Here is a 23,105-nt window from a genome sequence, read left to right as displayed (position 1 = left end):
AGTGATCGCTGGCAGGATGGCCGGGGAGCGGGGGCTCAGCCCTTCTTCCCGGCCGGCTCCCAGCCGCTGAGCACGGTGTCGAACTGCTGGCGGGTCGTGGCCCAGTCCGCGGCCGGTCCCGTCATGTAGATCGCGTACTCGGTGCCGTCCGGGGCGTAGTACATCTGCTCGATGGCCCGGCGCGGCCCGGCGTGGACCCCCTTCTCCGTCCACGTGAAGTCCCACAGCACGGCGTTGGTGGTGTCCCGGAAGTTGTTCGGGTTGAGCTTCTGCCGCTTGTAGTCCGTCCGCTTCGCCACCTGCTTCTCCAGGTCGAGCAGGTGCGCGTACGGGTCCGGGAAGTCCGGGGTGGGGTCGACGGCGATCCGGATGTAGTGCTTGCCGTTGTCCGCCGTGTAGTCGATCTGGTTGCCGTCCGTCTGGCGCGTCCAGCCGTTCGGCACGAAGAGCGTGAAGCCCTCCTTGTCCGTGACCTTGTTCCAGCCGGGCGGCGGGGTGGGGGCGGCGTCCTTGCGGCCCTCCTGGCCGCCGGTGGCGCTCGTGTTCTTGTCGGAGCCGCCGCCCTTGTCCGCGTCCCCGTCCCCGTCCCCGGTGAACTTCAGCAGCCCGAAGACGGCGCCGCCGCCCAGCAGCGCCGCCACCAGGGCGACGGCGGCGACCTTCCGCACCCGGCCCGGCGGGCGCCCGGCGGAGGCCGCGGGCCGCTCGGGCAGGGCGGCGGTGGCGGCCGGGGCGGAGGCGGGCGCGGGGTCCGGCGCCGGGTCCGCGGCCGCCCGGGCCGGGGCCCGCTCCTCGTCGCTCACCGCGCGCGTGGGCACGTACGCCTGGGCCGCCCTCGGCTCGCGGCCCTCCATCGCCTCCAGCAGCATCCGCTCGGCCTCCGCCGCCGAGGGCCGCTCGGCCGGGTCCTTGCGCAGCAGCGCGGTGATGACCGGGCCCAGGGCGCCGGACTGGCGCGGCACGGGCGGCTCGTCGTTCACCACGGCCTGGAGGCTGGAGATGGGCGAGGTACGGCGGAAGGGCGAGCGTGCCTCGACGGCGGTGTAGAGGGTGGCGCCCAGCGACCAGAGGTCGGAGGACGGGTCGGGGGCGCCGCCGGTGACGCGCTCCGGGGCGAGGTAGTCGATGGAGCCGACGAGTTCACCCGTACGCGTGATCGACGAGTCGCCCTCGATCGCGGCGATCCCGAAGTCGGTCAGCAGCACCCGGCCGTCCTTCGCCAGCAGCACGTTGCCCGGCTTCACGTCCCGGTGCAGTACGCCGACCGCGTGCGCGGCGCGCAGCGCGCCCAGCACGTGCAGCCCGATCCGGGCCGCCTCGCGGGGCTCGATCCGGCCGGCGGCCTTGGCGGCCTCGGCGAGGGAGGGGCCGTCGATGTGCTCCATGACGATCCACGGCCGGTCGTCGTGCTCCAGCACGTCGTGGACGGTGACCACCGCCGGATGCTGGATCCGGGCCGCGGCCCGCGCCTCCTTCTGCGTACGGGCGTGCAGGACCTCCCGGTCGGCCTGGGCCACGTACAGCCCCGCCGTCAGTTCCTTGACCGCGACCGTCCTGTGCAGCAGCTCGTCATGCGCGCGCCACACCTTCCCCATGCCGCCGCTGCCGATGGGCTCCACGAGCCGGTAACGGCCCGCCAGCACCGCACCCGCGCCTGTCTGCTGTTCCACGAATTCCCGCCGCTCTGTGCACTCGACGTCAGATTACGGAGCCCGCGGGTGCTGCCGGAACCGGGCGGGCCCCATAAGACAGCACTGTGACGCAATCGCCGTACTGATCGACCGTCAGCCGCCCGCCCGGTAACTCGCCGTCGTCTTCTCGAAGACGTCGGTGACCTCGTCCTGGTTGTCCTCCGGGCCGGTGACCATGACGACGTGGTAGGCGCCGCCGAGCGCGACGACGAAGTTGCGGGCGAACAGGGACCGGCCGGCCGCGTCGATCCAGGTGTAGCGGCCCGTCACCCGCAACTGCTGCCCCACCCGGGTGGATTTGACGTCCCCGCCCGACGCCCAGGTGGAGTTGCGGTACGGGGCCAGCTCGGGCTCCTTGTCCTTCTGGTACCCCAGCGGGTCCGGGCTGCCGCCCTCGACCCGGTCCCGGCCCGGGACGACGATCAGGGTGAACTGGCCGCGGGTGTAGCGGACCTGGCCGGCCTCGTTGAGGGACTGGCGCTCCCAGCCGGCCGGTACGGCGATGCTGAAGTGCGCCGGGTCCTGCTGGACGGTGTAGCCCTCCGGCGCGGGTGCGTCGCCCTGCGGGGCGGGCGTGGACTCCGGGCTCGCGGCCGGAGTGCGGCCGGGCGTCTGCGCCGGCCGCGGCGCGGGGCCCTGCGGGGAGCTGCGCGGCCCGGGGGACGTGGCCGCGGGGCCCTGGGAGGCGGCGGGCTGCTGCCCGGAGTCGCCCGCGCGCGGCAGGAAGAGCATCGCGTACGCCACCCCGCCCGCGAGCAGGGCCAGGACGCCGACCAGCAGGCCCCGGCCCAGCGAGCGCGGCTTGCGGGGGCCGGCGGGGTTGCGGTGGCGTCCGTGCAGATCGCCGCGGCGGCGTACGACGGGCAGCCGGGCCGGGTCCGGCTCCGGCAGCGGGAGCCCCGCGAAGTCCCCGTCGGGCTCGGGGGCGGAGCGGATCAGCGAGCGCAGCCAGCCGCGGAGCTCCTCGAAGTCGGGCCGCTCGGTCGGGTCCTGGCGCAGCAGGGACTCCACCACGGGGCGCAGCGGGCCGCACTCCTCGGCGAAGGCGGGCGGCTCGGCGCAGACCATCTCGACGAGTTCCGCGACGCTGTCCTCGGGGTACGGGGCGTGGCCCTGGACGGAGCGGTACAGCAGCGCCCCGAGGGCCCAGAGGTCGGTGGCGGGCCCCACGGGCGCGGCCAGCTGCCAGTTGCCGTGGACGGGGCCGGCCTGCTCGGGCGCCCAGCGCTCGGTGAGGGGGCCGACGACGGCCATCCGGGTCTGGCGGGCCCGCTCGGCGTCCAGACCGGTACGGGGGCCGCCCCAGGCCCCGCCGGTGGGCCGGGGCCGGGCTTCGGGGGCCGCGGGGGCTGCCGGCACCGCGGGCGGGCGGGCCGGCCGCGGGGCGGGGGCCCGTACGGGCTCGGGCGCGGCGGGGGGCTCCGCCTGGCGGTAGCCCTGCGGGAGGGCGAGCTGCGCGGGTAGTGCGGGGCGGGCCGGCTCGGCCGGCAGCTCGGGCTGCGGCGGCCGCTCCGGCGCGGGATCCGGCTCCGGCACGGGCTCCGGCTCGGCCCGGCGGCGCGGGGTCGCCCCGTGCCAGGGCGTGGCGGCGGTGTCCGGTCCCCCGTACGGGTACGCGTACTCCTGGGGCAGGTTGGCGCCGGTCGGCGGCAGCACCGGCACGACCACGGGGCCGCGCTCGCCGCGCTGCCGCGCCACCTCGGCGGTCGCGGCCCGGCGGCCGGCCCGGTAGGCGGCGATGGTCCCGGCGCGGGCGGCGGCCTCGGCGGCGGCCCGGTCCGGGGCGGGCGGGGCGGGCTGGACCGGCTGGACCGGCTCCGGCGTGATGTGGTCCGTGTAGCGCGGGCCGGTGTCGTAACCCGGCGCCACCAGCGGCGCGTACCGGGGCCCCTCGTCCGGGATCCCGGCCGGGGGATGCCCCGGTCCCGGCCCGCCGGCCGCGTACGGTGCGCCCCGACCGGTCCCGGGGTGCGAGGACTCCCCGCCCACCTCCGCCCCGGCATACCCGGCGTCGCCCGCCTCCATTCCGGCATACCCGAAGGCGTCATCCGCCTCCGCCCCGGCATACCCCGAGGCGTCATCCGCATCCGCCCCGCCGTACCCGGCGCCGTACCGACCCGCGTCGTCCGCCTCCGCCCCGGCGTACCCGGCGTCGTACCGACCCGCGTCGTCCGCCTCGGTTCCGCCCGGCCAGGGCACGGGCACCGGGTCGTACCCGCACAGCGCCTCCTCGGCGGCGCCCGCCGCCAGGCCCGTCAGGACGACCCGGCCGTCCTCGCATATCAGCACGGTCCGGGCGGTGATGTTGCGGTGCGTCCAGCCGTGCGCGTGCAGCACCCGCAGCGCGGTCAGCACGTCGGAGGCCACCTCCGCCGCCCGGTAGGGGCTCAGCGGTCCGTCGGCGATGAGCGCGGCCAGCGGCCTGGCGGGGACGAGTTCGCTCACTATCCACAGCGAGCCGTCCTCCGCGAAGACGTCGAAGACCTGGTCGAGGCGGGGATGGTCCGGCACGGAGGCGGCCGCCTGCGCGGCGGCGATCGCCCGCCGCACGGCGGGGAGTTCCCCCGTGGCGCCGGCCCGCGCGCGGGTCCCGTCGAGCAGCTCCGCGTCCACGACCTCGGGTAACGGCACCTGCCGGACGAGGACTTCCTGCCCGCTGCGCGTGTCGAAGGCGCGGGTCTCTATCAGCTCGTACTCGTCGGACGGCGGAATCGGCAGACGGTAGCGGTCGGACAGGATCCGGCCGGCGTAGTCCTCCACATCGCCTCCCCCGAGTGCGGTCCCCCATGGCCCCCGCTGGACACGATACGTCGCCGGGGCCGCCCGCGTCCTGGGCTTGCGAGGGCCGTCAGCCCAACTGCTGGAAGGTCTCGAAGGCGGTGTTGCGCAGCTGCGTGCACTCGGGGCCGTCCCACTGGTCGGCGGCGCAGCTGATCATGATGGCGTAGCCGTGCGAGGCGTCCGTCTTGAAGCCCCGGTCGAGGACGCGGACCCGGACGCCCTGCTGCTCGCGCTCGAACTCCCAGTCCGCGACGGTCGGGTACCCGCGGTAGTCCACGGTGTCCAGGCGGATCTGGCGGTAGCCCTTGCTGCTTCCGGCCACGGCCGGGGCGAGCTTGGCCCAGGCCAGCCGGGCGTCACTGCCCGGGCTGTTCGTGTAGTCGACCTGGATCCGCGGGAAGCCGCCGTCGCGGGTGTATATGGCGCCGGAGCCGGCGCCGGCGGTGTCGGTCTGGTGGAAGCCCTCGGGCATCGCCATCGAGAAGTGGTACCGCAGGTCGGTCACCGTGGCGAACCCGGCCGGGAGCCCGGCGCCCGGGCCGCCGGGGCTGGCCCCCTGGCCCTGACCCTGACCCTGGCCCTGGCCCGTGTCGCCGCCGCCCGGGGTTCCGCTGGGCGCGGGAGTACCCGGGGTGCCGCTCGGGGTCGCACCTGGCGAGGAACCGGCCGAGGCGGCCGGCGCGTTGCCCGAGGCGCCGGGCGAGGGAGTGCCGGACGCGACCGGGACCGGTCCGCCCTTGCCCTCGTCCTTGCGGCCACCGCCCTTGTCGTCGCCGTGGGCCATGTACGCGATGAGCGAGCCGACCAGCGCGAGCACCACGACCACGCCGGCCACGGCCAGCGCGATGGTGCGGCGCGACACCACGTCGGTGATCGAGGCCGGGGCCTGCGCGGGCCGGGCCGGCGGTGCCTCGGCCGCGGCGGCGGCGGCCGCCTCGGCGGCAGCCGCCTTGCGGGTCGCCTTCAGCGCGGCGCGGGTCCGCTCGCGCTGCTCGCGCTCACGGCGCTCGCGTTCCTTCCTGGCCGCCTTCTCGGCCGTCGCGTCGGCCTTGGTGAGGGAGATCGGGCGGGTCTCCTCGACCGTCGCGACCGGCTCGGGCTCCGGTTCGGCCGCGACCGGCTCGGGGGCGTTGACCACGGCGGTGAGCATCGACCGCGCCTGGTCGTCGCCCAGACGGTGGGCCGGGTCCTTGACCAGCAGCCCGTAGATGACCTCGGTCAGCGGGCCGGCGTTCTTCGGCGGGTCCACGGGCTCCGTCATCACCGCGGTGAGGGTCGCCAGCGCGTTGCCCTTGTCGTACGGGGGCACGCCTTCGACGGCCGCGTACAGCAGACCGCCGAGGGACCACATGTCGGCGGGCGGGCCGGGCTTGTAGCCGCGGGCGCGCTCGGGGGAGATGTAGGAGGGGGCGCCGACGAGCATGCCGGTGGAGGTGATGGACGGGTCGCCCTCCACCTGCGCGATGCCGAAGTCGGTGAGGACGACGCGGCCGGATGCGGCGATCAGCACGTTGGACGGCTTCACGTCGCGGTGGAGGATCCCCTGCCGGTGGGCGGCGCGGAGCACGTCGAGCACGGCGAGCCCGACCTCGGCGGCGCGGTGCGGGGTCAGCGGGCCGTTCTCCCGGACGAACTCGGCGAGCGAGGGGCCCTCGATGAGCTCCATGACGATCCAGGGCCGGGCGTCCTCGTCGACGACGTCGAAGACGGTGACGGCCCCTTCGCTGCGGATGCGCGCGATGGCCTTGGCCTCGCGCAGGGTCCGGGTGATGAGGCGGCGCTTCTCGTCCTCGTCGACGCCGTTGCCGAACCGGAGTTCCTTGACGGCGACCGTCCGCCCGAGGACCTCGTCCTCGGCGCGCCACACGGTGCCCATGCCGCCCTTGCCGAGCACGGCTCCGAGCCGGTACCGGCCGGCCAGCAGCCGCCCCTCGCGCCGCGCGTCCTCGGCCGCTTCCTCGGCGTCGTCCTCGTCCCCGACGCCGACCCCGTCGGCCGCGGCCTTCTCGGGCGCGGCCTTCGCGGGCGCGGCTTCGGCTCCCGGCTTCGCGTCCTCGACGCCCTTGCCGGTCTCGGCCTTCGCCCCGGACACCTCGGCGGGCGCGGCGTCCTCGGACCGCGCGCCCGCCGGCTCCGCGTCCTCGGGTTCCGCTTCGGCGCTCGCGCCCTTCGCCGCGTCAGGACGCCGCCCGCCGGCGGGAGCAGCACCGCCCGACCTCGGCCGGGGCACGGCGGCCGGCTCGGCCTCCGCCGTCCCGGCGCCGGCCGCGGGCTTCGCGTCCTCAGGCGCTCCGGGCCGCTCGCCCGCCGGTGCAGTCCCGGCCCCGCCGTCCGGTTGGGCCGCAGGCGCACCGGCGCCGTCCGGCTTCGCCGCGCGCGCCCCGGCAGACGACTCGGTGTGCTCCGGCTTCGACATGCGTCCCCTCTGCGATCGTGCAGCCTGCCCCGGCTGCCTCGGCAGCCGCCGGAGGGCACGGTAATCCACCCCGGCAGAAACCTCATTGTTGCTCACTCCGCATCGGACGGGAGCCCCGGGTCCGACGGTTCCCCCTTCCGCATCGCGGAGTTACAACGGCACGATGTCCGGCGCCCCCAGCCGGGCCGCGTCCGCCGTCTGGTCGTCGGGCTGACGCTGTGACTCCCGCTCGGCCTGCACCCTCTTCTCGTAGTGCTCGATCTCCTTCTCGATCTGCTGCTTGTCCCAGCCCAGCACCGGAGCCATCAATTCCGCGCACTCCCGCGCCGATCGGGTCCCCCGGTCGAAGGTCTCGATGGAGATCCGGGTCCGCCGCGTCAGCACGTCGTCCAGGTGCCGGGCGCCCTCGTGCGAGGCGGCGTAGGCGATCTCCGCCCTCAGGTAGTCGTCCGCCCCGGTCACCGGCTCCCCCAGCCCCGGGTCGGCCGCGATCAGGTCGAGCAGTTCCTCCGTCAGGGATCCGTAGCGGTTCAACAGGTGCTCCACCCGCACCACATGGAGTCCCGTCCGGGCGGCGATGCGGGCGCGGCCGTTCCACAGGGCGCGGTAGCCCTCCGCCCCCACCAGCGGCACGTCCTCCGTCACGCACGCCGCGACCCGCTGGTCCAGCCCGTGCACCGCCTCGTCCACCGCGTCCTTCGCCATGACCCGGTACGTCGTGTACTTGCCGCCCGCCACCACCACCAGGCCCGGCACCGGGTGGGCCACCGTGTGCTCGCGCGAGAGCTTGCTCGTCGCGTCCGACTCGCCGGCCAGCAGCGGCCGCAGGCCCGCGTACACGCCCTGGACGTCGTCCCGCGTCAGCGGCACCGCCAGGACCGAGTTCACGTGCTCCAGCAGGTAGTCGATGTCCGCGCTCGACGCCGCCGGGTGGGCCTTGTCCAGGTCCCAGTCGGTGTCCGTGGTGCCCACGATCCAGTGCCGGCCCCACGGGATCACGAACAGCACCGACTTCTCGGTCCGCAGGATCAGCCCCGTGTTCGAGTGGATCCGGTCCTTCGGGACGACCAGGTGGATCCCCTTCGACGCCCGCACGTGGAACTGCCCGCGTTCCCCGATCAGCGCCTGGGTGTCGTCCGTCCACACGCCGGTGGCGTTCACGACCTGCTTCGCGCGGATCTCGTACTCGCCGCCGCCCTCGACGTCGCGCACCTTCGCCCCGACCACCCGCTCGCCCTCGCGCAGGAAGCCGACCACCCTCGCCCGGTTGGCGCAGTGCGCCCCGTACGCCGCGGCCGTCCGCACGAGCGTGGTGACGTAGCGCGCGTCGTCCATCTGGGCGTCGTAGTACTGCAGGGCGCCCACGAGCGCGTCCTTGCGCAGGGCCGGCGCGATGCGCAGGGCCCGTTTGCGCGAGAGGTGGCGGTGGGTGGGCAGGCCCCGCCCGTGCCCGCTGGAGACGGACATCGCGTCGTAGAGGGCCACGCCGGAACCGGCGTAGAACCGCTCCCAGCCCTTGTGCTGGAGCGGGTACAGGAACGGCACCGGTTTCACCAGGTGCGGGGCGAGCCGCTCCAGCAGCAGCCCGCGCTCCTTGAGCGCCTCCCGTACGAGGGCGAAGTCGAGCATCTCCAGGTAGCGCAGGCCGCCGTGGATCAGCTTGCTGGACCGGCTCGACGTCCCGGACGCCCAGTCACGGGCCTCCACCAGCCCGGTGGACAGGCCCCTGGTCACCGCGTCGAGCGCGGTGCCCGCACCGACCACCCCCGCGCCGACGACCAGCACGTCCAGTTCCCGCTCGGCCATCCGGGCGAGCGCCTGCGCGCGCTGCTCCGGTCCCAGTGTCGCTGTCCTCACGGCTGCCTCCCGTTGGTGCGGGCCGTACCCGCTCGGTGCGCGGGTGATCCCGCTCACATCCCCCGCTTCACGATTCTGACCGGCCGCACCGGCATCAGCCACCGCCTGTGGACAACACAACGGCGACCACCACCCCACAATGCGGCATATCGGTCATACATACACCTAGTCTGACATTGCGCCAGCTCCAGTCGTCCACCGGACGTGCGCGCACCGCCCCCTCATGCATGCCAGGGAAGGGAAGGGACGGCCCCCCATGCCCGCAGATCTCGCCGTCATCGGACTCGGCCACCTCGGCCTCCCCCTCGCCCAGGCGGCCGTCGCCGCCGGAATCGAGACCGTCGGCTACGACAGCGGCCCCGCCACGGACAGCACCCTCACCGCCGCCGAGATCCGCCGCATGTCGGCGGCCGGCTTCCGGGTCACCACCAACCCCGCCGAACTCGGCCGGGTCCGCACCGCCGTCATCTGCGCCCCCACCCGGCTCGGCGCCGACCGCGCGCTCGACCTCGGCGCCGTCGGCGAGGCGGGCCGCACCCTCGCCGCCCGGCTGCGCCCGCACACCACCGTCATCCTGGAGTCCGCCGCCCATCCGGGCGTCACGGAGGACTACCTGCGGCCCGTCCTCGAAGAGGGCTCGGGCCTGCGGGCCGGCCGGGACTTCCACCTGGCCTACTCCCCCAGCCGCCTGGACCCGGGCAACCGGACGCACACCATCTCCAACACCCCCCGGGTGATCGGCGGCCTCACCCCCGCCTGCACCGAGTCCGCGCACGCCTTCTACGCCCGGCTCACCGACAAGGTCGTCCGCGCCCGCGGGCTGCGCGAGGCCGAGACCGTACAGCTCCTCGAAACCAACTACCGGCACGTCAACATCGCCCTGATGAACGAGATGGCCGTCCTCTGCCACGACCTCGGCGTCGACCTGTGGGACGTCATCCGCTGCGCCGAGACCAAGCCGTACGGGTTCCAGGCCTTCCGCCCCGGCCCCGGCGTCGGCGGCCACGGCGTCCCCCTCGACCCCAACTACCTCCCCCACACCACCCGCACCCCCGGCCACCCGCTGCGCATGGTCGGCCTGGCGCAGGAGATCAACAACCGGATGCCGCAGTACGTCATCCAGCGCTCCGCCACCCTGTTGAACGAACACGGCAAGTCCGCGCGCGGGGCCCGCGTCCTCCTCCTGGGCGTCACCTACAAGCCCGACCTCGCCGACCAGGAGGGCTCACCGGCAGGCGAGATCGCCAGCCGGCTCCTCGACCTCGGGGCCCAGATCAGCTACCACGACCCGTACATCGCGAGCTGGCGGGTCCGCGACCAGCCGGTACCGCGCGCCGAATCGCTCTACGAGGCCGCCGCGAACGCCGACCTCACGATCCTGCTCCAGCACCACCGCACGTACGACATGCAGGGCCTGGCGGTGAAGGCGCAGCTCCTGCTGGACACCCGCGGCGCCAGCCCGGCGGGCGCGGCCCACCGCCTCTGACCCGGACGCGCCGCGCCAGGCACGGCCCGGTCGCGGTCCCCCCACATTCCGCCCCTCCCGGTCCCCCGACCGAAATCCCCGCTTCGGATGTCGTCGCACCCTGCTAGCCTGCGGCGTCACTTATCTCGCACTTATGGCCTGAGGCCACACGTGTGTACTGATCCCTGGGGGGGATTTCCCATGAGCCAGAGCTTCCAGCCGCCCGCGCCCTCGTCGTACACCCCGACCCCGGCTCCGGCGCCCGCCCGCGGCAACGTCGGCCTCGGCATCGTGGCGGCCGTCGTGGCCGCACTGGCCGCGGCGGCGGCGTACGGCGGGATCATGAACGCCATCGACCGCGAGATCGGCTACGCCGCCGCGGGCGTCGGCCTGCTCGTGGGCCTGGCCGCCGGCAAGGCCGGCGGCCGCAACCCGGCCCTGCCCCCGGTCGCCGCCCTGCTCTCGCTCGGCGCCGTCTACCTCGGCCAGCTGTTCTTCGTCGCGCTCGCGATGGCCAAGTTCGGCAACGTCGGCGTGTTCGACGTGCTCGACAAGGTCGGCGTGGCGGGCCTGAACGACGTCCGGCAGGAGGGCCTGGGCGGCATGTCCTACCTCTTCCTCGCCATCGGCGCCTTCGTCGCCTTCGGTGCCGCGAAGAAGGCGAGCGACTGAGCGGACACCCGCCCACGCCGGAGGGCCGGTACCCCGCTCGGGGTGCCGGCCCTCCGGCGTACGTGCGCCGGACCGGTCAGCGGCTGTGCTCCGCGTCCGCGACCGTGACCTCGACCCGCTGGAACTCCTTGAGCTCGCTGTAGCCGGTGGTGGCCATCGAGCGGCGCAGCGCGCCGAAGAGGTTCATCGAGCCGTCCGGGCTGTGCGACGGGCCGGTGAGGATCTCCTCGGTCGTGCCGACCGTGCCGAGGTCGACCTTCTTGCCGCGCGGCACGTCCTCGTGGACGGCCTCCATGCCCCAGTGGTTGCCCTTGCCCGGCGCGTCGGTGGCGCGGGCCAGCGGGGAGCCCATCATCACGGCGTCCGCGCCGCAGGCCACGGCCTTCGGGATGTCGCCCGACCAGCCCACGCCGCCGTCGGCGATGACGTGCACGTAACGGCCGCCGGACTCGTCCATGTAGTCGCGGCGCGCCGCGGCCACGTCGGCGACGGCGGTGGCCATCGGGACCTGGATGCCGAGCACGTTGCGCGTGGTGTGCGCGGCGCCGCCGCCGAAGCCGACGAGGACGCCCGCCGCGCCGGTGCGCATCAGGTGCAGGGCCGCCGTGTAGGTGGCGCAGCCGCCGACGATGACCGGGACGTCGAGCTCGTAGATGAACTGCTTGAGGTTCAGCGGCTCGGCGGCACCGGAGACGTGCTCCGCCGACACGGTGGTGCCGCGGATCACGAAGATGTCGACGCCCGCCTCGACGACGGCCTTGGAGAACTGCGCGGTGCGCTGCGGGGAGAGCGCGGCGGCGGTCACGACGCCGGAGTCGCGCACCTCCTTGATCCGCTGCCCGATCAGGTCGGCCTGGATCGGCGCCTCGTAGATCTCCTGGAGGCGGCGGGTGGCGGTCGCCTCGTCCAGCTCCGCGATCTCGTCGAGCAGCGGCTGCGGGTCCTCGTAGCGGGTCCACAGGCCTTCGAGGTTCAGCACGCCGAGGCCGCCGAGCTCGCCGATGCGGATCGCGGTCTGCGGGGAGACCACCGAGTCCATGGGGGCGGCCAGGAAGGGGAGCTCGAAGCGGTACGCGTCGATCTGCCAGGCGATCGAGACCTCCTTCGGGTCCCGCGTACGCCGGCTGGGGACGATGGCGATGTCGTCGAAGGCGTACGCCCGGCGGCCGCGCTTGCCGCGCCCGATCTCGATCTCAGTCACGTGTGGTGGCCTTTCCTCTGGGTCTGCCCGTCCAGTATCCCCGAACGGCGGGGACCCGCGTTCCGGTGACCGCTGTACGGACGCACGGCGAAGGGGCGGGCCCGCCGAACGCGGGTCCGCCCCTCCGGGAGCCGGTCAGCCCTTGCGGGAGTAGTTCGGTGCTTCCACGGTCATCTGGATGTCGTGCGGGTGGCTCTCCTTGAGGCCCGCCGAGGTGATCCGCACGAAGCGGCCCCGGTCCTGGAGCTCGGGGACGGTGCGGCCGCCGACGTAGAACATCGACTGGCGCAGGCCGCCGACCAGCTGGTGGACCACCGCGGAGAGCGGGCCGCGGTAGGGGACCTGGCCCTCGATGCCCTCGGGGATCAGCTTGTCGTCGCCGCCGACCCCTTCCTGGAAGTAGCGGTCCTTGGAGAAGGACTTGCGGTCGCCGCGGGTCTGCATCGCGCCGAGCGAGCCCATGCCGCGGTAGGACTTGAACTGCTTGCCGTTGATGAAGAGCAGCTCGCCCGGGGACTCCTCGCAGCCCGCGAGCAGCGAGCCGAGCATCACCGTGTCGGCGCCCGCGACCAGGGCCTTGGCGATGTCGCCGGAGTACTGGAGGCCGCCGTCGCCGATGACGGGGACGCCCGCGGCCTTGGCGGCCAGGGAGGCCTCGTAGATGGCGGTGACCTGCGGGACGCCGATGCCGGCGACGACGCGGGTGGTGCAGATGGAGCCGGGGCCGACGCCGACCTTGATGCCGTCGCAGCCGGCGTCGATGAGGGCCTGGGCGCCGTCGCGGGTGGCGACGTTGCCGCCGATGACGTCCACGCCGGAGTTCGACTTGATCTTGGCGACCATGTCGCCGACCAGGCGGGAGTGGCCGTGGGCGGTGTCGACGACGATGAAGTCGGCGCCCGCCTCGATCAGGGCCTGGGCGCGCTCGTACGCGTCGCCGGCGACACCGACGGCGGCGCCGACGAGCAGCCGGCCTTCCTTGTCCTTGGCGGCGTTCGGGTACTGCTCGGCCTTGACGAAGTCCTTGACCGTGATGAGGCCCTTGAGGATGCCCGCGTCGTCGACCAGCGGCAGCTTCTCGATCTTGTGGCGGCGCAGCAGCTCCATGGCGTCCACGCCGGAGATGCCGACCTTGCCGGTGACCAGCGGCATCGGGGTCATGACCTCGCGCACCTGGCGGCTGCGGTCCGGCTCGAAGGCCATGTCGCGGTTGGTGACGATGCCGAGCAGCTTGCCCGCCGGGTCGGTGACCGGGACGCCGGAGATGCGGAACTTCCCGCAGAGCTCGTTGGCCTCGCGCAGCGTCGCGTCCGGGTGCACCGTGATCGGGTCGGTGACCATGCCGGACTCGGAGCGCTTGACCAGGTCGACCTGGTTGGCCTGGTCGGCGATGGAGAGGTTGCGGTGCAGTACGCCGACGCCGCCCTGGCGGGCCATCGCGATGGCCATGCGGGCCTCGGTGACCTTGTCCATGGCGGCGGACAGCAGCGGAACGTTCACCCGGACGTTGCGCGAGATGAGGGAAGAGGTGTCGATCTCATCGGGGGCCATGTCCGACGCGCCCGGCAGCAGCAGCACGTCGTCGTAGGTCAGTCCGAGCGTGGCGAATTTGTCGGGCACTCCGTCGGCGGTCATGACACCTTCCCAAATGGTCTTGCTCAGCGCGGATGTCCATGCTAACGGGATCCCGAGGCGTCTCATTCCACGACCAAGGTCAACCGGAAGATTCGTCGGTTCCTACGACAGAAAGGGAGCGAAACGGAACACGCACCTCCGAGCGCGGCGATCACCTCTTGGCGATCACCGCTCGGGAATCACTGCTCGGCGAGCGCGCGCAGCCGGCTGAGCGCGCGGTGCTGGGCCACCCGCACCGCGCCCGGGGACATCCCGAGCATCTGACCGGTCTCCTCCGCGGTCAGCCCGACGGCCACCCGCAGGACGAGCAGCTCGCGCTGGTTCTCCGGCAGGTTCGCCAGGAGCTTCTTGGCCCAGGCGGCGTCGCTGCTGAGCAGCGCGCGCTCCTCCGGGCCCAGCGAGTCGTCCGGCCGCTCCGGCATCTCGTCGGAGGGCACGGCCGTGCTGCCGGGGTGCCGCATGGCGGCGCGTTGCAGGTCGGCGACCTTGTGCGCGGCGATGGCGAAGACGAAGGCCTCGAAGGGCCGGCCGGTGTCCCGGTAGCGGGGCAGTGCCATCAGCACCGCCACGCAGACCTCCTGCGCGAGGTCCTCCACGAAGTGACGGGCGTCACCCGGCAGCCGCGACAGCCGGGTGCGGCAGTAGCGCAGGGCGAGCGGGTGCACGAAGGCCAGGAGGTCGTGCGTGGCCTGCTCGTCCCCCTCGACCGCACGGCGTACGAGCGCGCCGACGGCCCCGGCGTTGCCGCCCTTGGCGGCGCCGGTGGGGCCTGTGGCCGCAGGTGACCCCGGGGCCTCGTCGTCGCGCATCAATCCATGGTGCCTTGGCGCGGAAGCGTTCGCGGCACCGCGGTCCGTGTTGTGCATCGAAGCGTTATGAGCGGGTGCGCCGGAACTCGTCATCTGCGCCCTCCCCTCCGCTCGGCCCGAATCGTCGTCCCGGAGGACTCGACCTCTCCAAGAATGCGGCACACCATCAAGGATGCGGCATCGCGCCCGAAGCGACACGTCCCCCGGATTGTGCCCCGCCAATCCCCGGCGGAACACCGGGTGCGGCGGGACCGTCCCTCCGGCGGCGCGGGCGGACGCCCGCCGCCCCCGCCCGCCGGCGGCGGACGGGACCGGCCGCGCCGGCCGCCGGCCGCCGGTGCCGCGGTCAGCGGACGAGACCCCAGCGGAAGCCGAGTGCCACCGCGTGCGCCCGGTCGGAGGCGCCGAGCTTCTTGAACAGCCTGCGGGCGTGCGTCTTGACCGTGTCCTCGGAGAGGAAGAGCTCGCGCCCGATCTCCGCGTTGGACCGGCCGTGGCTCATGCCCTCCAGGACCTGGATCTCGCGCGCGGTCAGGGTGGGGGCGGCCCCCATCTCGGCCGAGCGCAGGCGCCGGGGCGCCAACCGCCAGGTGGGGTCGGCGAGCGCCTGGGTGACCGTGGCCCGGAGCTCGGCGCGCGAGGCGTCCTTGTGCAGGTAGCCGCGGGCGCCGGCGGCGACCGCGAGGGCCACGCCGTCCAGGTCCTCGGCGACCGTGAGCATGATGATGCGGGCACCGGGGTCGGCGGACAGGAGCCGGCGGACCGTCTCGACACCGCCCAGGCCGGGCATCCGTACATCCATCAGAATCAGGTCGGAGCGGTCGGCACCCCAGCGGCGGAGGACTTCCTCGCCGTTGGCAGCCGTCGTCACACGCTCGACGCCGGGCACGGTGGCAACCGCGCGACGGAGCGCCTCTCGGGCAAGCGGGGAGTCGTCGCAGACGAGGACGGAAGTCATGACCGCCCTCCGCAGCTGCTGATGCGCGTCACCTTGAGCCTCCAGGCTGGGTACGTATCGTCACCTGTGCGGTCGACGCCCTCGGACACCTGTCCGGGAACTTCTCGTTTCAACCGCACTCGCTCTCTCAACGATGGTCACTCGAAAGAGTTACGGGTCGGACGGACACCTTCGGCACTCTACGTGAGGAAGCGATCACCGTGCCGGAGCCACCAGCCATCTGTCCTCCATCTGGAGGTATGCCCTATTTGGCGGCTTTCCTTCCGTTTGCCATGTGTCTGAGGCTAGATTCCCAATGAGTCATATTTACATCTACTACGACAGTAGGTGTGGAGACATGGACCGTATCCGCCTCAGTACCGGCACCAAGAGGACTACCCATGGCAGATTTCTCCCGCCTCCCCGGACCGAACGCCGACCTGTGGGACTGGCAGCTGCTGGCCGCCTGCCGCGGAGTCGACAGCTCCCTCTTCTTCCACCCGGAAGGCGAGCGGGGCGCGGCCAGGAGTGCGCGCGAGGCCTCGGCTAAAGAGGTCTGCATGCGCTGCCCGGTGCGTTCGGAATGCGCGGCGCACGCACTCGCCGTCCGCGAGCCCTACGGGGTCTGGGGAGGGCTCACCGAGGACGAACGCGAGGAGCTGATGGGCCGCGCACGCCACCGCCTGATCCCCGCCTCCAGCACGATCGGCCCCCTCCCTCCGCACTGACGGCCGGCCGGACGCCCGACGCACACACCCTCGAAGCGGACACCCCCGACGAACATCCATCCGAAGAATCGTTGCCTCGTATCCGCGCGCGCTTCCGGGCGTGTCGCGACCGACTCCGGTCCGGGCCGTCACCCGTCCGGCCGTACACCCCCGTACGGTCAGCGCGCGGCGGCCCGCACCAGCTCGCCCAGGGTCGCCGCCACGGCCGGTACGCGCGCCAGGTCCGGCAGGGTCAGCGCCACGATCTCCCGCTCCACGACCGGCTCCACGGCCAGGATGCTCACGCCCTTCGCCCGTACGGACTCCACCGCCAGCTCCGGCAGCACCGCCACCCCCAGCCCCGCGCCGACCAGTCCCACCACGGCCGGGTAGTCGTCGGTGGCGAAGTCGATCCGCGGGGTGAACCCCGCCCCCTCGCACACCTCCACCAGGTGGCGGCGGCAGCGCGGGCAGCCCGCGATCCACGGCTCCCCGGCCAGCTCCGCCATGCCCACCCGCCCGGCGCCGGCCAGCGCGTGGCCCTCGGGAACCAGCCCGACGAGCCGGTCGGTCAGCAGCGGCGTGACGACCAGGTCCTCCCACTCGGCCGCGCTGCCCGCCGCCGGTCCGTCCCCTCCGTACCGGAAGGCCAGCGCCACGTCGCAGTCGCCCTCGCGCAGCATCTCCACCGACCGCGGCGGCTCCGCCTCGACGAGGGAGATACGGGTCCCCGGGTGCTCGGCGCGCATCGCCGCGAGCGCCGTCGGCACCAGCGTGGAGCTGCCGCTCGGGAAGGAGACGAGCCTGACCCGCCCCGCGCGCAGCCCGGCGATGGCCGCGACCTCCTCCTCGGCGGCCGTCAGCCCGGCCAGGATCCCGGCGGCGTGCCGCACCAGCGCCTCGCCCGCCTGGGTCAGCCGCATCTCGCGGCCGGTGCGCACGAGCAGCGGGGTGCCGGCTGACTGTTCCAGCGCCTTCATCTGCTGGGAGACGGCGGGCTGGGTGCAGCCGAGCTCGCGGGCGGCGGCGGAGAAGGAACCGGTCCCGGCGACAGCGCGCAGGATCCGCAGGTGGCGTGCCTCAATCACCCTTCGAGCATAAGGCCGGCTTTGATCCTGGCGCCAATATCCCGCCGCCGCTTTGGGCAAGGACGACCGGGGACGGACGGGGGCCGACGCGGGCGGCTATTTTGCGCACATGACGACTGCGCTGATCACTGGATCCACGGCGGGCATCGGTGCCGCCTTCGCCCGGCGGCTCGCCTCCCAGGGCCACAACCTCGTACTGGTGGCCCGCGACACCGAGCGGCTGGCCGAGCAGGCCACCGAACTGCACGACCGGCACGGCATCGAGGCCGAGGTACTGGCCGCGGACCTGTCCACCGAGGAGGGCATCGCATCCGTCGAGACCCGTCTCGGGGACCGTACGCACCCGGTCGACCTGCTCGTCAACAACGCGGGCTTCGGCAACAAGGGCCGCTACCTCGAGGTCTCGATGGCCGACGAGCTGACCATGCTGAAGGTGCACATCGAGGCGGTGCTGCGGCTGACCTCGGCGGCGACGGAGTCGATGCGCTCGCGCGGCCGCGGCGGGGTCATCAACGTGGCCTCGGTGGCCGCCTTCGTACCGCGCGGCACCTACGGCGCCAGCAAGGCCTGGGTCGTGCAGTTCACCCAGGGCGCGGCGCGGGACCTCGGCGGGACCGGGGTGCGCCTGATGGCCCTGTGCCCCGGCTTCGTGCGGACCGAGTTCCACCAGCGGGCCGGCATGGGCACGGACAACATCCCGGGCTGGCTGTGGCTGGACGCGGACAAGCTGGTGGCCGCCGCGCTGGCCGACCTGGCGCGCGGCAGGACCGTGTCGATCCCGGACCCGCGCTACAAGGCGCTGATGGGCGTGGTGAAGCTGACGCCGCGCGGACTGCTGGGCGGCGTCTCCTCGCGGACGGGCCGCAAGTACGGGCCCCAGTGAGCGCGGAGCCCGTCGGCTGATCTGGCGACCTGCCGGGCGATCTGCCGGTGACCCGCCGGTAGACCGGCCGAATGGGGGAATTATTCCTAAAATGGACATGTCCCATCCAGCCCGGGAGACGGCCATGACATTCGTACAGATCATCGATTACAAGACGCGCCGGCAGGACGACCTCAACAGGCTGCTGGACCAGTACGTCTCGCAGAGCCAGGGCAAGCGCACCGTCACCCACAGCGTCGTGGGCAAGGACCGCGAAGCCGACGACCACTACGTGGACATGGTCGAATTCCCCTCGTACGAAGACGCCATGAAGAACTCTCAGCTCCCGGAAACGGACAGGATGTTCCAGGAGATGATGTCCCTCTGCGAGGGGATGCCCACCTTCACCAACCTGGACGTCGTCCGTGACGAGCACCTCAACACGCGGCTGGCGAACCGCATGTTCGAGGAGATGGCGATGAAGGGCGACATGTCGGTCGCCGACGAGATCTTCGCGCCGGACTACCGCGACCACGACATCGGGAACCCCCAGGACAAGACCGGTCCCGAAGGGATGCGCGAGGACGTGGAGATGTGGCGGGGCGGCTTCGACTTCACCTTCACCCGCAACGCGCAGATGGCCCAGGACGACTACGTCACCACGCTGTGGACCTGGGAGGGCACGCACAAGGGCGAGTTCATGGGCATCGCCCCGACCGGCAAGAGCTGCACGATGACCGGTACGACCGTCTTCCGTTGCGAGGACGGAATGATCAAGGAAGGCTGGTGGCACTACGACGCCATGGGCCTCATGAAGCAGCTGGGCGCCATGTAGCCGCAACGCCGCACGCCGCACACGCAAAGGCCCTGGTCACCACCGCTCGGCAGTGGTGACCAGGGCCTTTTCACGCGTCAGGCGCGAAGGGCGGCGCGTCAGGCGTCAGCCCGCTGGCCTCAGTGGCTGTGGCCGTGACCGTGGCCGTGACCGGCCTCGGCCTCTTCCTCGGCCGGCTTCTCGACGACCAGGGTCTCGGTCGTGAGCAGCAGGGAGGCGATGGACGCGGCGTTCTCCAGCGCGGAGCGGGTGACCTTGACCGGGTCGATGACGCCGGCCTTGACCAGGTCGCCGTACTCGCCGGTGGCGGCGTTGAAGCCCTGGCCCTTGTCGAGCTCGGCGACCTTCGAGGTGATGACGTAGCCCTCGAGGCCGGCGTTCTCGGCGATCCAGCGCAGCGGCTCGACCGCGGCGCGGCGGACGACCGCGACACCCGTGCCCTCGTCGCCGGCCAGGCCGAGGTTGCCCTCGAGGACCTTGACGGCGTGGACGAGCGCGGAGCCACCGCCGGAGACGATGCCCTCCTCGACCGCGGCGCGGGTCGCCGAGATGGCGTCCTCGAGGCGGTGCTTCTTCTCCTTCAGCTCCACCTCGGTGGCGGCGCCGACCTTGATGACGCAGACGCCGCCGGCGAGCTTCGCCAGGCGCTCCTGCAGCTTCTCGCGGTCCCAGTCGGAGTCCGTGGACTCGATCTCGGCCTTGATCTGGTTGACGCGGCCCGCGACGTCAGCGGCGTTGCCGCCGCCGTCGACGATGGTCGTGTCGTCCTTGGAGATGGTCACGCGGCGGGCGGAGCCCAGCACGTCCAGACCGGCCTGGTCGAGCTTGAGGCCGACCTCCTCGGCGATGACGGTGGCACCGGTGAGGGTCGCCATGTCCTGGAGCATCGCCTTGCGGCGGTCACCGAAGCCGGGGGCCTTGACCGCGACCGCGTTGAAGGTGCCGCGGATCTTGTTGACGACGAGGGTGGAGAGGGCCTCGCCCTCGACGTCCTCGGCGATGATCAGCAGCGGCTTGGAGCCACCCGCCTGGATGACCTTCTCCAGCAGCGGCAGGAGGTCCTGGATGGAGGAGATCTTGCCCTGGTTGATCAGGATGTACGGGTCGTCGAGGACGGCCTCCATACGCTCCTGGTCGGTGACCATGTAGGGGGAGAGGTAGCCCTTGTCGAAGGCCATGCCCTCGGTGAACTCGAGCTCCAGGCCGAAGGCGTTGGACTCCTCGACGGTGATGACACCGTCCTTGCCGACCTTGTCCATCGCCTCGGCGATGAGCTCGCCGACCTGGGCGTCCTGCGCGGAGAGCGCGGCCACGGCGGCGATGTCGGACTTGTCCTCGATCGGGCGGGCGGTCGCGAGGAGCTCCTCGGACACGGCCTTGACCGCGGCGTCGATGCCCTTCTTCAGGGCGGCCGGGGAGGCGCCGGCGGCGACGTTGCGCAGACCCTCGCGGACCAGCGCCTGGGCCAGCACGGTCGCGGTGGTGGTGCCGTCACCCGCGATGTCGTTGGTCTTGGTCGCCACCTCCTTCACCAGCTGCGCGCCCAGGTTCTCGTACGGGTCGTCCAGCTCGACCTCGCGGGCGATGGTGACACCGTCGTTGGTGATGGTGGGGGCGCCGAACTTCTTGTCGATGACGACGTTGCGGCCCTTGGGGCCGATCGTCACCTTGACCGTGTCGGCAAGCTTGTTGACGCCGCGCTCGAGGGCGCGACGGGCGTCCTCGTCGAACTTCAGGATCTTCGCCATGGGAGCGGTTCAGCCCTCTCGAAAAATCGGGTTTAACGAACCGCGCCCCTCGCCGCCCGGCAAATCAGCGGGGTGACCAGGGGCGCAGCTCAAGCAAACTTCGTGAAGCGAATTACTTCTCGACGATCGCGAGCACGTCGCGAGCCGAGAGGACGAGGTACTCCTCGCCGCTGTACTTCACTTCGGTGCCGCCGTACTTGCTGTACAGCACGATGTCGCCGACGCTGACGTCCAGCGGGAGACGCTGGCCGTCCTCGAAGCGGCCCGGGCCCACCGCGAGGACGACGCCCTCCTGGGGCTTCTCCTTCGCGGTGTCCGGGATGACCAGGCCGGAGGCCGTGGTCTGCTCGGCGTCGAGCGGCTGGACCACAATGCGGTCCTCAAGCGGCTTGATGGCAACCTTGGAGCTGGCGGTCGTCACGATCCGACCTCCCCCTTCGGAGATCCGGGGTTAACTGTCTGAGGTGGCGACCAGGTCGATCCGTCGTCGCGGGTGCCGGACCTGCCTGTCGCTGTGTTGGCACTCACCAGGGGCGAGTGCCAGGTGCGAGACTATTCCGGCGATTAGCACTCGGTCAAGCGGAGTGCCAACACGGACCGTCGGTTCCACGTATTCCGGCCGCCGAACCCCCCGTTCGGCTGAACACCGACCCTTCGGGCCCGTCCGCCGGGCAAGGAACCACAGGGGGGGTGTGAACGTCTTAGACGATATGAAGATAAAGCGCCTCAATGCCGAGCAGAACGGCCCCAGGTCGACCGCTGCGACGACCCCGGCCGCTCCGGGCGGCGCACCGTCTTCTCCTCCCCCTCCCCCCGCGCGTTCATCCGCCCCGCCGCCGCCCCCTCCGCAGCCGGAGGCGGGCGCCCTCGCCGGCGGCGGCGTCCCGTGCGCGGCCTGAGGCCCCTGACGGTGGCGGGCGCCCGCCGCCGCACCGAAGCGCTGCTGCTGCTCCTGGTCATCGGCATCGCCGTGTTCGGCCACGTCAGCGCCGGGCTCGCCATGAACGGCGAGCTGCCGCAGCACCTCACCAGCTTCGTCATCAGCATGACGCTGCTGTCCCTGGTGGGACACCTGGGCATCCGCCGGTTCGCGGCGTACGCGGATCCGCTGGTCTTCCCGCTCGCCATGCTGCTGACGGGACTCGGGCTGGTGCTGATCCACCGGCTCGACCAGGGCTACATCGAGCGCTGGGACTCGACGGCCAACGCGCCCGACCAACTGCTGTGGACGGTGGTCGGGGTCGCCGCCTGCCTCCTCGTGGTGGCGCTGCTGCGGGACCACCGGCTGCTCCAGCGCTTCATCTACATCACCATGGCCGTCGCGCTGGTGCTGCTGATCGCCCCGGCGTTCTTCGGCGCGGACACGTACGGCGCGAAGCGCTGGATCATCCTGTTCGGCTTCTCGCTCCAGCCCGGCGAGTTCGTGAAGATCATGATCGCCGTCTTCTTCGCCGGCTACCTGGTCGTCCACCGGGACTCGCTGGCCCTGACGGGCCGCAGGTTCCTGGGCGTGCGGCTGCCCCCCATGCGTCAGCTCGGACCGATCATCACGGTGTGGATCCTGTCGCTGCTCGTCCTGGTCTTCGAGCGCGACCTCGGCACGTCGCTGATCTTCTTCGGCGTCTTCGTGGTGATGCTGTACGTCGCCACCGAGCGCACCAGCTGGATCGTGTGCGGCCTGCTCATGGCGGCGGCGGGAGCCTTCGTGGTGGGTTCGACCGAACCCCACGTCAAGGCGCGCGTCGCGGCCTGGCTGAACCCGCTGGCGATCTACTCGCCGAACCCGCCGCCGGGCCTGAACTCGGAGCAGTCCGCGCAGGCGCTGTTCAGCTTCGGCACCGGCGGCGTCTCGGGCACGGGCCTCGGCCTGGGCCACCCGGAGCTGATCAAGTTCGCGGGCCGCAGCGACTTCATCCTGACGACGGTCGGCGAGGAGCTCGGCCTGGCGGGGGTCATGGCCGTCCTGCTCGTCTACGCCCTGCTGGTCCAGCGGGGCCTGCGCATGGCGCTGGCCGCGCGGGACCCCTTCGGCAAGCTGCTGGCGGTGGGCCTGGCGGCGGCACTGGCGCTCCAGGTGTTCGTGGTCGCCGGCGGCGTCACGGGCCTGATCCCCCTGACCGGCAAGGCGCTCCCCTTCCTGGCGAAGGGCGGCTCCTCCCTCCTGGCCAACTGGATCATGATCGCCCTGCTCCTGCGCATCAGCGACAGCGCGGAACGCCAACGCGAGGCCGATGCCCTCGGCCCGGCGGAGACCACGATCACCCCGGTGGTCGCGGGGGTGGGGAGGGCCTAGGGGGTGTCCGCACAGTAGCGCCGGCCGCCCGAAGGGCGGGCCCTGCGGCGTCTGGTGCCGTGCATCGCAAGGCGGAGGGCCGCCCGCGTACTGGACGTACTCGGGCGG

17 protein-coding genes are annotated in these 23,105 nt (G+C 72.6%); 6 read left to right on the top strand and 11 right to left on the bottom strand.

The features are described from left to right. Positions 1–35 precede the first annotated feature (35 nt). The 4 genes from AB0D45_RS24715 to AB0D45_RS24700 form a co-directional block, all read right to left on the bottom strand. Entirely contained in the window at positions 36–1,670 is a 1,635-nt protein-coding gene (locus AB0D45_RS24715) for a serine/threonine-protein kinase (protein WP_362462706.1), read from the bottom strand. A gap of 114 nt (positions 1,671–1,784) precedes the next feature. Further along, a complete protein-coding gene (locus AB0D45_RS24710) occupies positions 1,785–4,451 on the bottom strand; it encodes a protein kinase (RefSeq protein ID WP_362462703.1) in 2,667 nt (888 codons plus the stop codon). Between the two features lie 88 nt (positions 4,452–4,539). After that, the gene (locus AB0D45_RS24705) at positions 4,540–6,888 is read right to left on the bottom strand and encodes a protein kinase (protein WP_362462700.1); all 2,349 of its coding nucleotides are present in this window, start codon (positions 6,886–6,888) and stop codon (positions 4,540–4,542) included. Positions 6,889–7,038: 150 nt separating this feature from the next. After that, the gene (locus tag AB0D45_RS24700; protein ID WP_361597833.1) at positions 7,039–8,745 is read right to left on the bottom strand and encodes a glycerol-3-phosphate dehydrogenase/oxidase; all 1,707 of its coding nucleotides are present in this window, start codon (positions 8,743–8,745) and stop codon (positions 7,039–7,041) included. A gap of 256 nt (positions 8,746–9,001) precedes the next feature. Here AB0D45_RS24700 and AB0D45_RS24695 point away from each other — a divergent pair, with 256 nt between their 5' ends. Both AB0D45_RS24695 and AB0D45_RS24690 read left to right on the top strand, forming a co-directional pair. Continuing rightward, on the top strand, positions 9,002–10,231 hold the full coding sequence (locus AB0D45_RS24695; RefSeq protein ID WP_361597830.1) for a nucleotide sugar dehydrogenase: 1,230 nt from the start codon (positions 9,002–9,004) through the stop codon (positions 10,229–10,231). A gap of 180 nt (positions 10,232–10,411) precedes the next feature. Further along, entirely contained in the window at positions 10,412–10,882 is a 471-nt protein-coding gene (locus AB0D45_RS24690; RefSeq protein ID WP_361597827.1) for a hypothetical protein, read from the top strand. Positions 10,883–10,958: 76 nt separating this feature from the next. Here the strand turns inward: AB0D45_RS24690 and AB0D45_RS24685 are convergent, their stop codons facing one another. From AB0D45_RS24685 to AB0D45_RS24670, 4 genes are all read right to left on the bottom strand, one after another. Further along, positions 10,959–12,083: a GuaB3 family IMP dehydrogenase-related protein gene (locus AB0D45_RS24685; protein WP_361597824.1), complete on the bottom strand. Its 1,125-nt coding sequence runs from the start codon at positions 12,081–12,083 to the stop codon at positions 10,959–10,961. A 135-nt stretch (positions 12,084–12,218) separates the two neighbouring features. Further along, positions 12,219–13,718, bottom strand: a complete 1,500-nt coding sequence (gene guaB / locus AB0D45_RS24680) for an IMP dehydrogenase (RefSeq protein WP_361597821.1) — start codon at positions 13,716–13,718, stop codon at positions 12,219–12,221. A 179-nt stretch (positions 13,719–13,897) separates the two neighbouring features. Then, entirely contained in the window at positions 13,898–14,527 is a 630-nt protein-coding gene (locus AB0D45_RS24675; protein ID WP_361597818.1) for a sigma-70 family RNA polymerase sigma factor, read from the bottom strand. Positions 14,528–14,873: 346 nt separating this feature from the next. Further along, positions 14,874–15,485, bottom strand: coding sequence for a response regulator transcription factor (locus AB0D45_RS24670; RefSeq protein ID WP_003948568.1), 612 nt, complete (start codon positions 15,483–15,485; stop codon positions 14,874–14,876). A 380-nt stretch (positions 15,486–15,865) separates the two neighbouring features. On the opposite strand from AB0D45_RS24670, the gene AB0D45_RS24665 reads away from it, so the two are divergent. Then, positions 15,866–16,192 (top strand): WhiB family transcriptional regulator, encoded by a 327-nt coding sequence (locus AB0D45_RS24665; protein ID WP_030864318.1) that lies wholly within the window; start codon positions 15,866–15,868, stop codon positions 16,190–16,192. Positions 16,193–16,350: 158 nt separating this feature from the next. Here the strand turns inward: AB0D45_RS24665 and AB0D45_RS24660 are convergent, their stop codons facing one another. Beyond that, positions 16,351–17,259: a LysR family transcriptional regulator gene (locus AB0D45_RS24660; RefSeq protein ID WP_361597813.1), complete on the bottom strand. Its 909-nt coding sequence runs from the start codon at positions 17,257–17,259 to the stop codon at positions 16,351–16,353. A gap of 109 nt (positions 17,260–17,368) precedes the next feature. Here AB0D45_RS24660 and AB0D45_RS24655 point away from each other — a divergent pair, with 109 nt between their 5' ends. Both AB0D45_RS24655 and AB0D45_RS24650 read left to right on the top strand, forming a co-directional pair. Further along, positions 17,369–18,142, top strand: a complete 774-nt coding sequence (locus AB0D45_RS24655) for an SDR family oxidoreductase (protein WP_362462693.1) — start codon at positions 17,369–17,371, stop codon at positions 18,140–18,142. A gap of 124 nt (positions 18,143–18,266) precedes the next feature. After that, a complete protein-coding gene (locus AB0D45_RS24650; protein ID WP_361597807.1) occupies positions 18,267–18,956 on the top strand; it encodes an ester cyclase in 690 nt (229 codons plus the stop codon). Between the two features lie 119 nt (positions 18,957–19,075). Here the strand turns inward: AB0D45_RS24650 and groL are convergent, their stop codons facing one another. Next, positions 19,076–20,704, bottom strand: coding sequence for a chaperonin GroEL (gene groL / locus AB0D45_RS24645; RefSeq protein WP_361597804.1), 1,629 nt, complete (start codon positions 20,702–20,704; stop codon positions 19,076–19,078). A 112-nt stretch (positions 20,705–20,816) separates the two neighbouring features. Continuing rightward, positions 20,817–21,125, bottom strand: a complete 309-nt coding sequence (gene groES / locus AB0D45_RS24640; protein WP_030230757.1) for a co-chaperone GroES — start codon at positions 21,123–21,125, stop codon at positions 20,817–20,819. 465 nt (positions 21,126–21,590) lie between these two features. Between groES and AB0D45_RS24635 the strand changes: the two genes are divergently transcribed. Next, entirely contained in the window at positions 21,591–22,997 is a 1,407-nt protein-coding gene (locus tag AB0D45_RS24635; protein ID WP_361597801.1) for an FtsW/RodA/SpoVE family cell cycle protein, read from the top strand. The last annotated feature ends 108 nt before the right edge of the window (positions 22,998–23,105 follow it).

It is taken from the genome of Streptomyces sp. NPDC048352 (genome assembly GCF_040651895.1).
Lineage (GTDB): Bacteria > Actinomycetota > Actinomycetes > Streptomycetales > Streptomycetaceae > Streptomyces.
Note: the sequence above shows the minus strand (reverse complement) of the source record. Positions and strands in the feature narration are given on the sequence as shown.

Bases quoted from the DNA above. Each gene is read 5' to 3' on its own strand.
- AB0D45_RS24655 (WP_362462693.1), top strand. From the start codon at position 17,369: ATGACGACTGCGCTGATCACTGGATCCACGGCGGGCATCGGTGCCGCC.
- guaB (WP_361597821.1), bottom strand. From the start codon at position 13,718: ATGACCGCCGACGGAGTGCCCGACAAATTCGCCACGCTCGGACTGACC.
- AB0D45_RS24665 (WP_030864318.1), top strand. From the start codon at position 15,866: ATGGCAGATTTCTCCCGCCTCCCCGGACCGAACGCCGACCTGTGGGAC.
- AB0D45_RS24705 (WP_362462700.1), bottom strand. From the start codon at position 6,888: ATGTCGAAGCCGGAGCACACCGAGTCGTCTGCCGGGGCGCGCGCGGCG.
- AB0D45_RS24690 (WP_361597827.1), top strand. From the start codon at position 10,412: ATGAGCCAGAGCTTCCAGCCGCCCGCGCCCTCGTCGTACACCCCGACC.
- groL (WP_361597804.1), bottom strand. From the start codon at position 20,704: ATGGCGAAGATCCTGAAGTTCGACGAGGACGCCCGTCGCGCCCTCGAG.
- AB0D45_RS24675 (WP_361597818.1), bottom strand. From the start codon at position 14,527: ATGCGCGACGACGAGGCCCCGGGGTCACCTGCGGCCACAGGCCCCACC.
- AB0D45_RS24695 (WP_361597830.1), top strand. From the start codon at position 9,002: ATGCCCGCAGATCTCGCCGTCATCGGACTCGGCCACCTCGGCCTCCCC.
- AB0D45_RS24670 (WP_003948568.1), bottom strand. From the start codon at position 15,485: ATGACTTCCGTCCTCGTCTGCGACGACTCCCCGCTTGCCCGAGAGGCG.
- AB0D45_RS24650 (WP_361597807.1), top strand. From the start codon at position 18,267: ATGACATTCGTACAGATCATCGATTACAAGACGCGCCGGCAGGACGAC.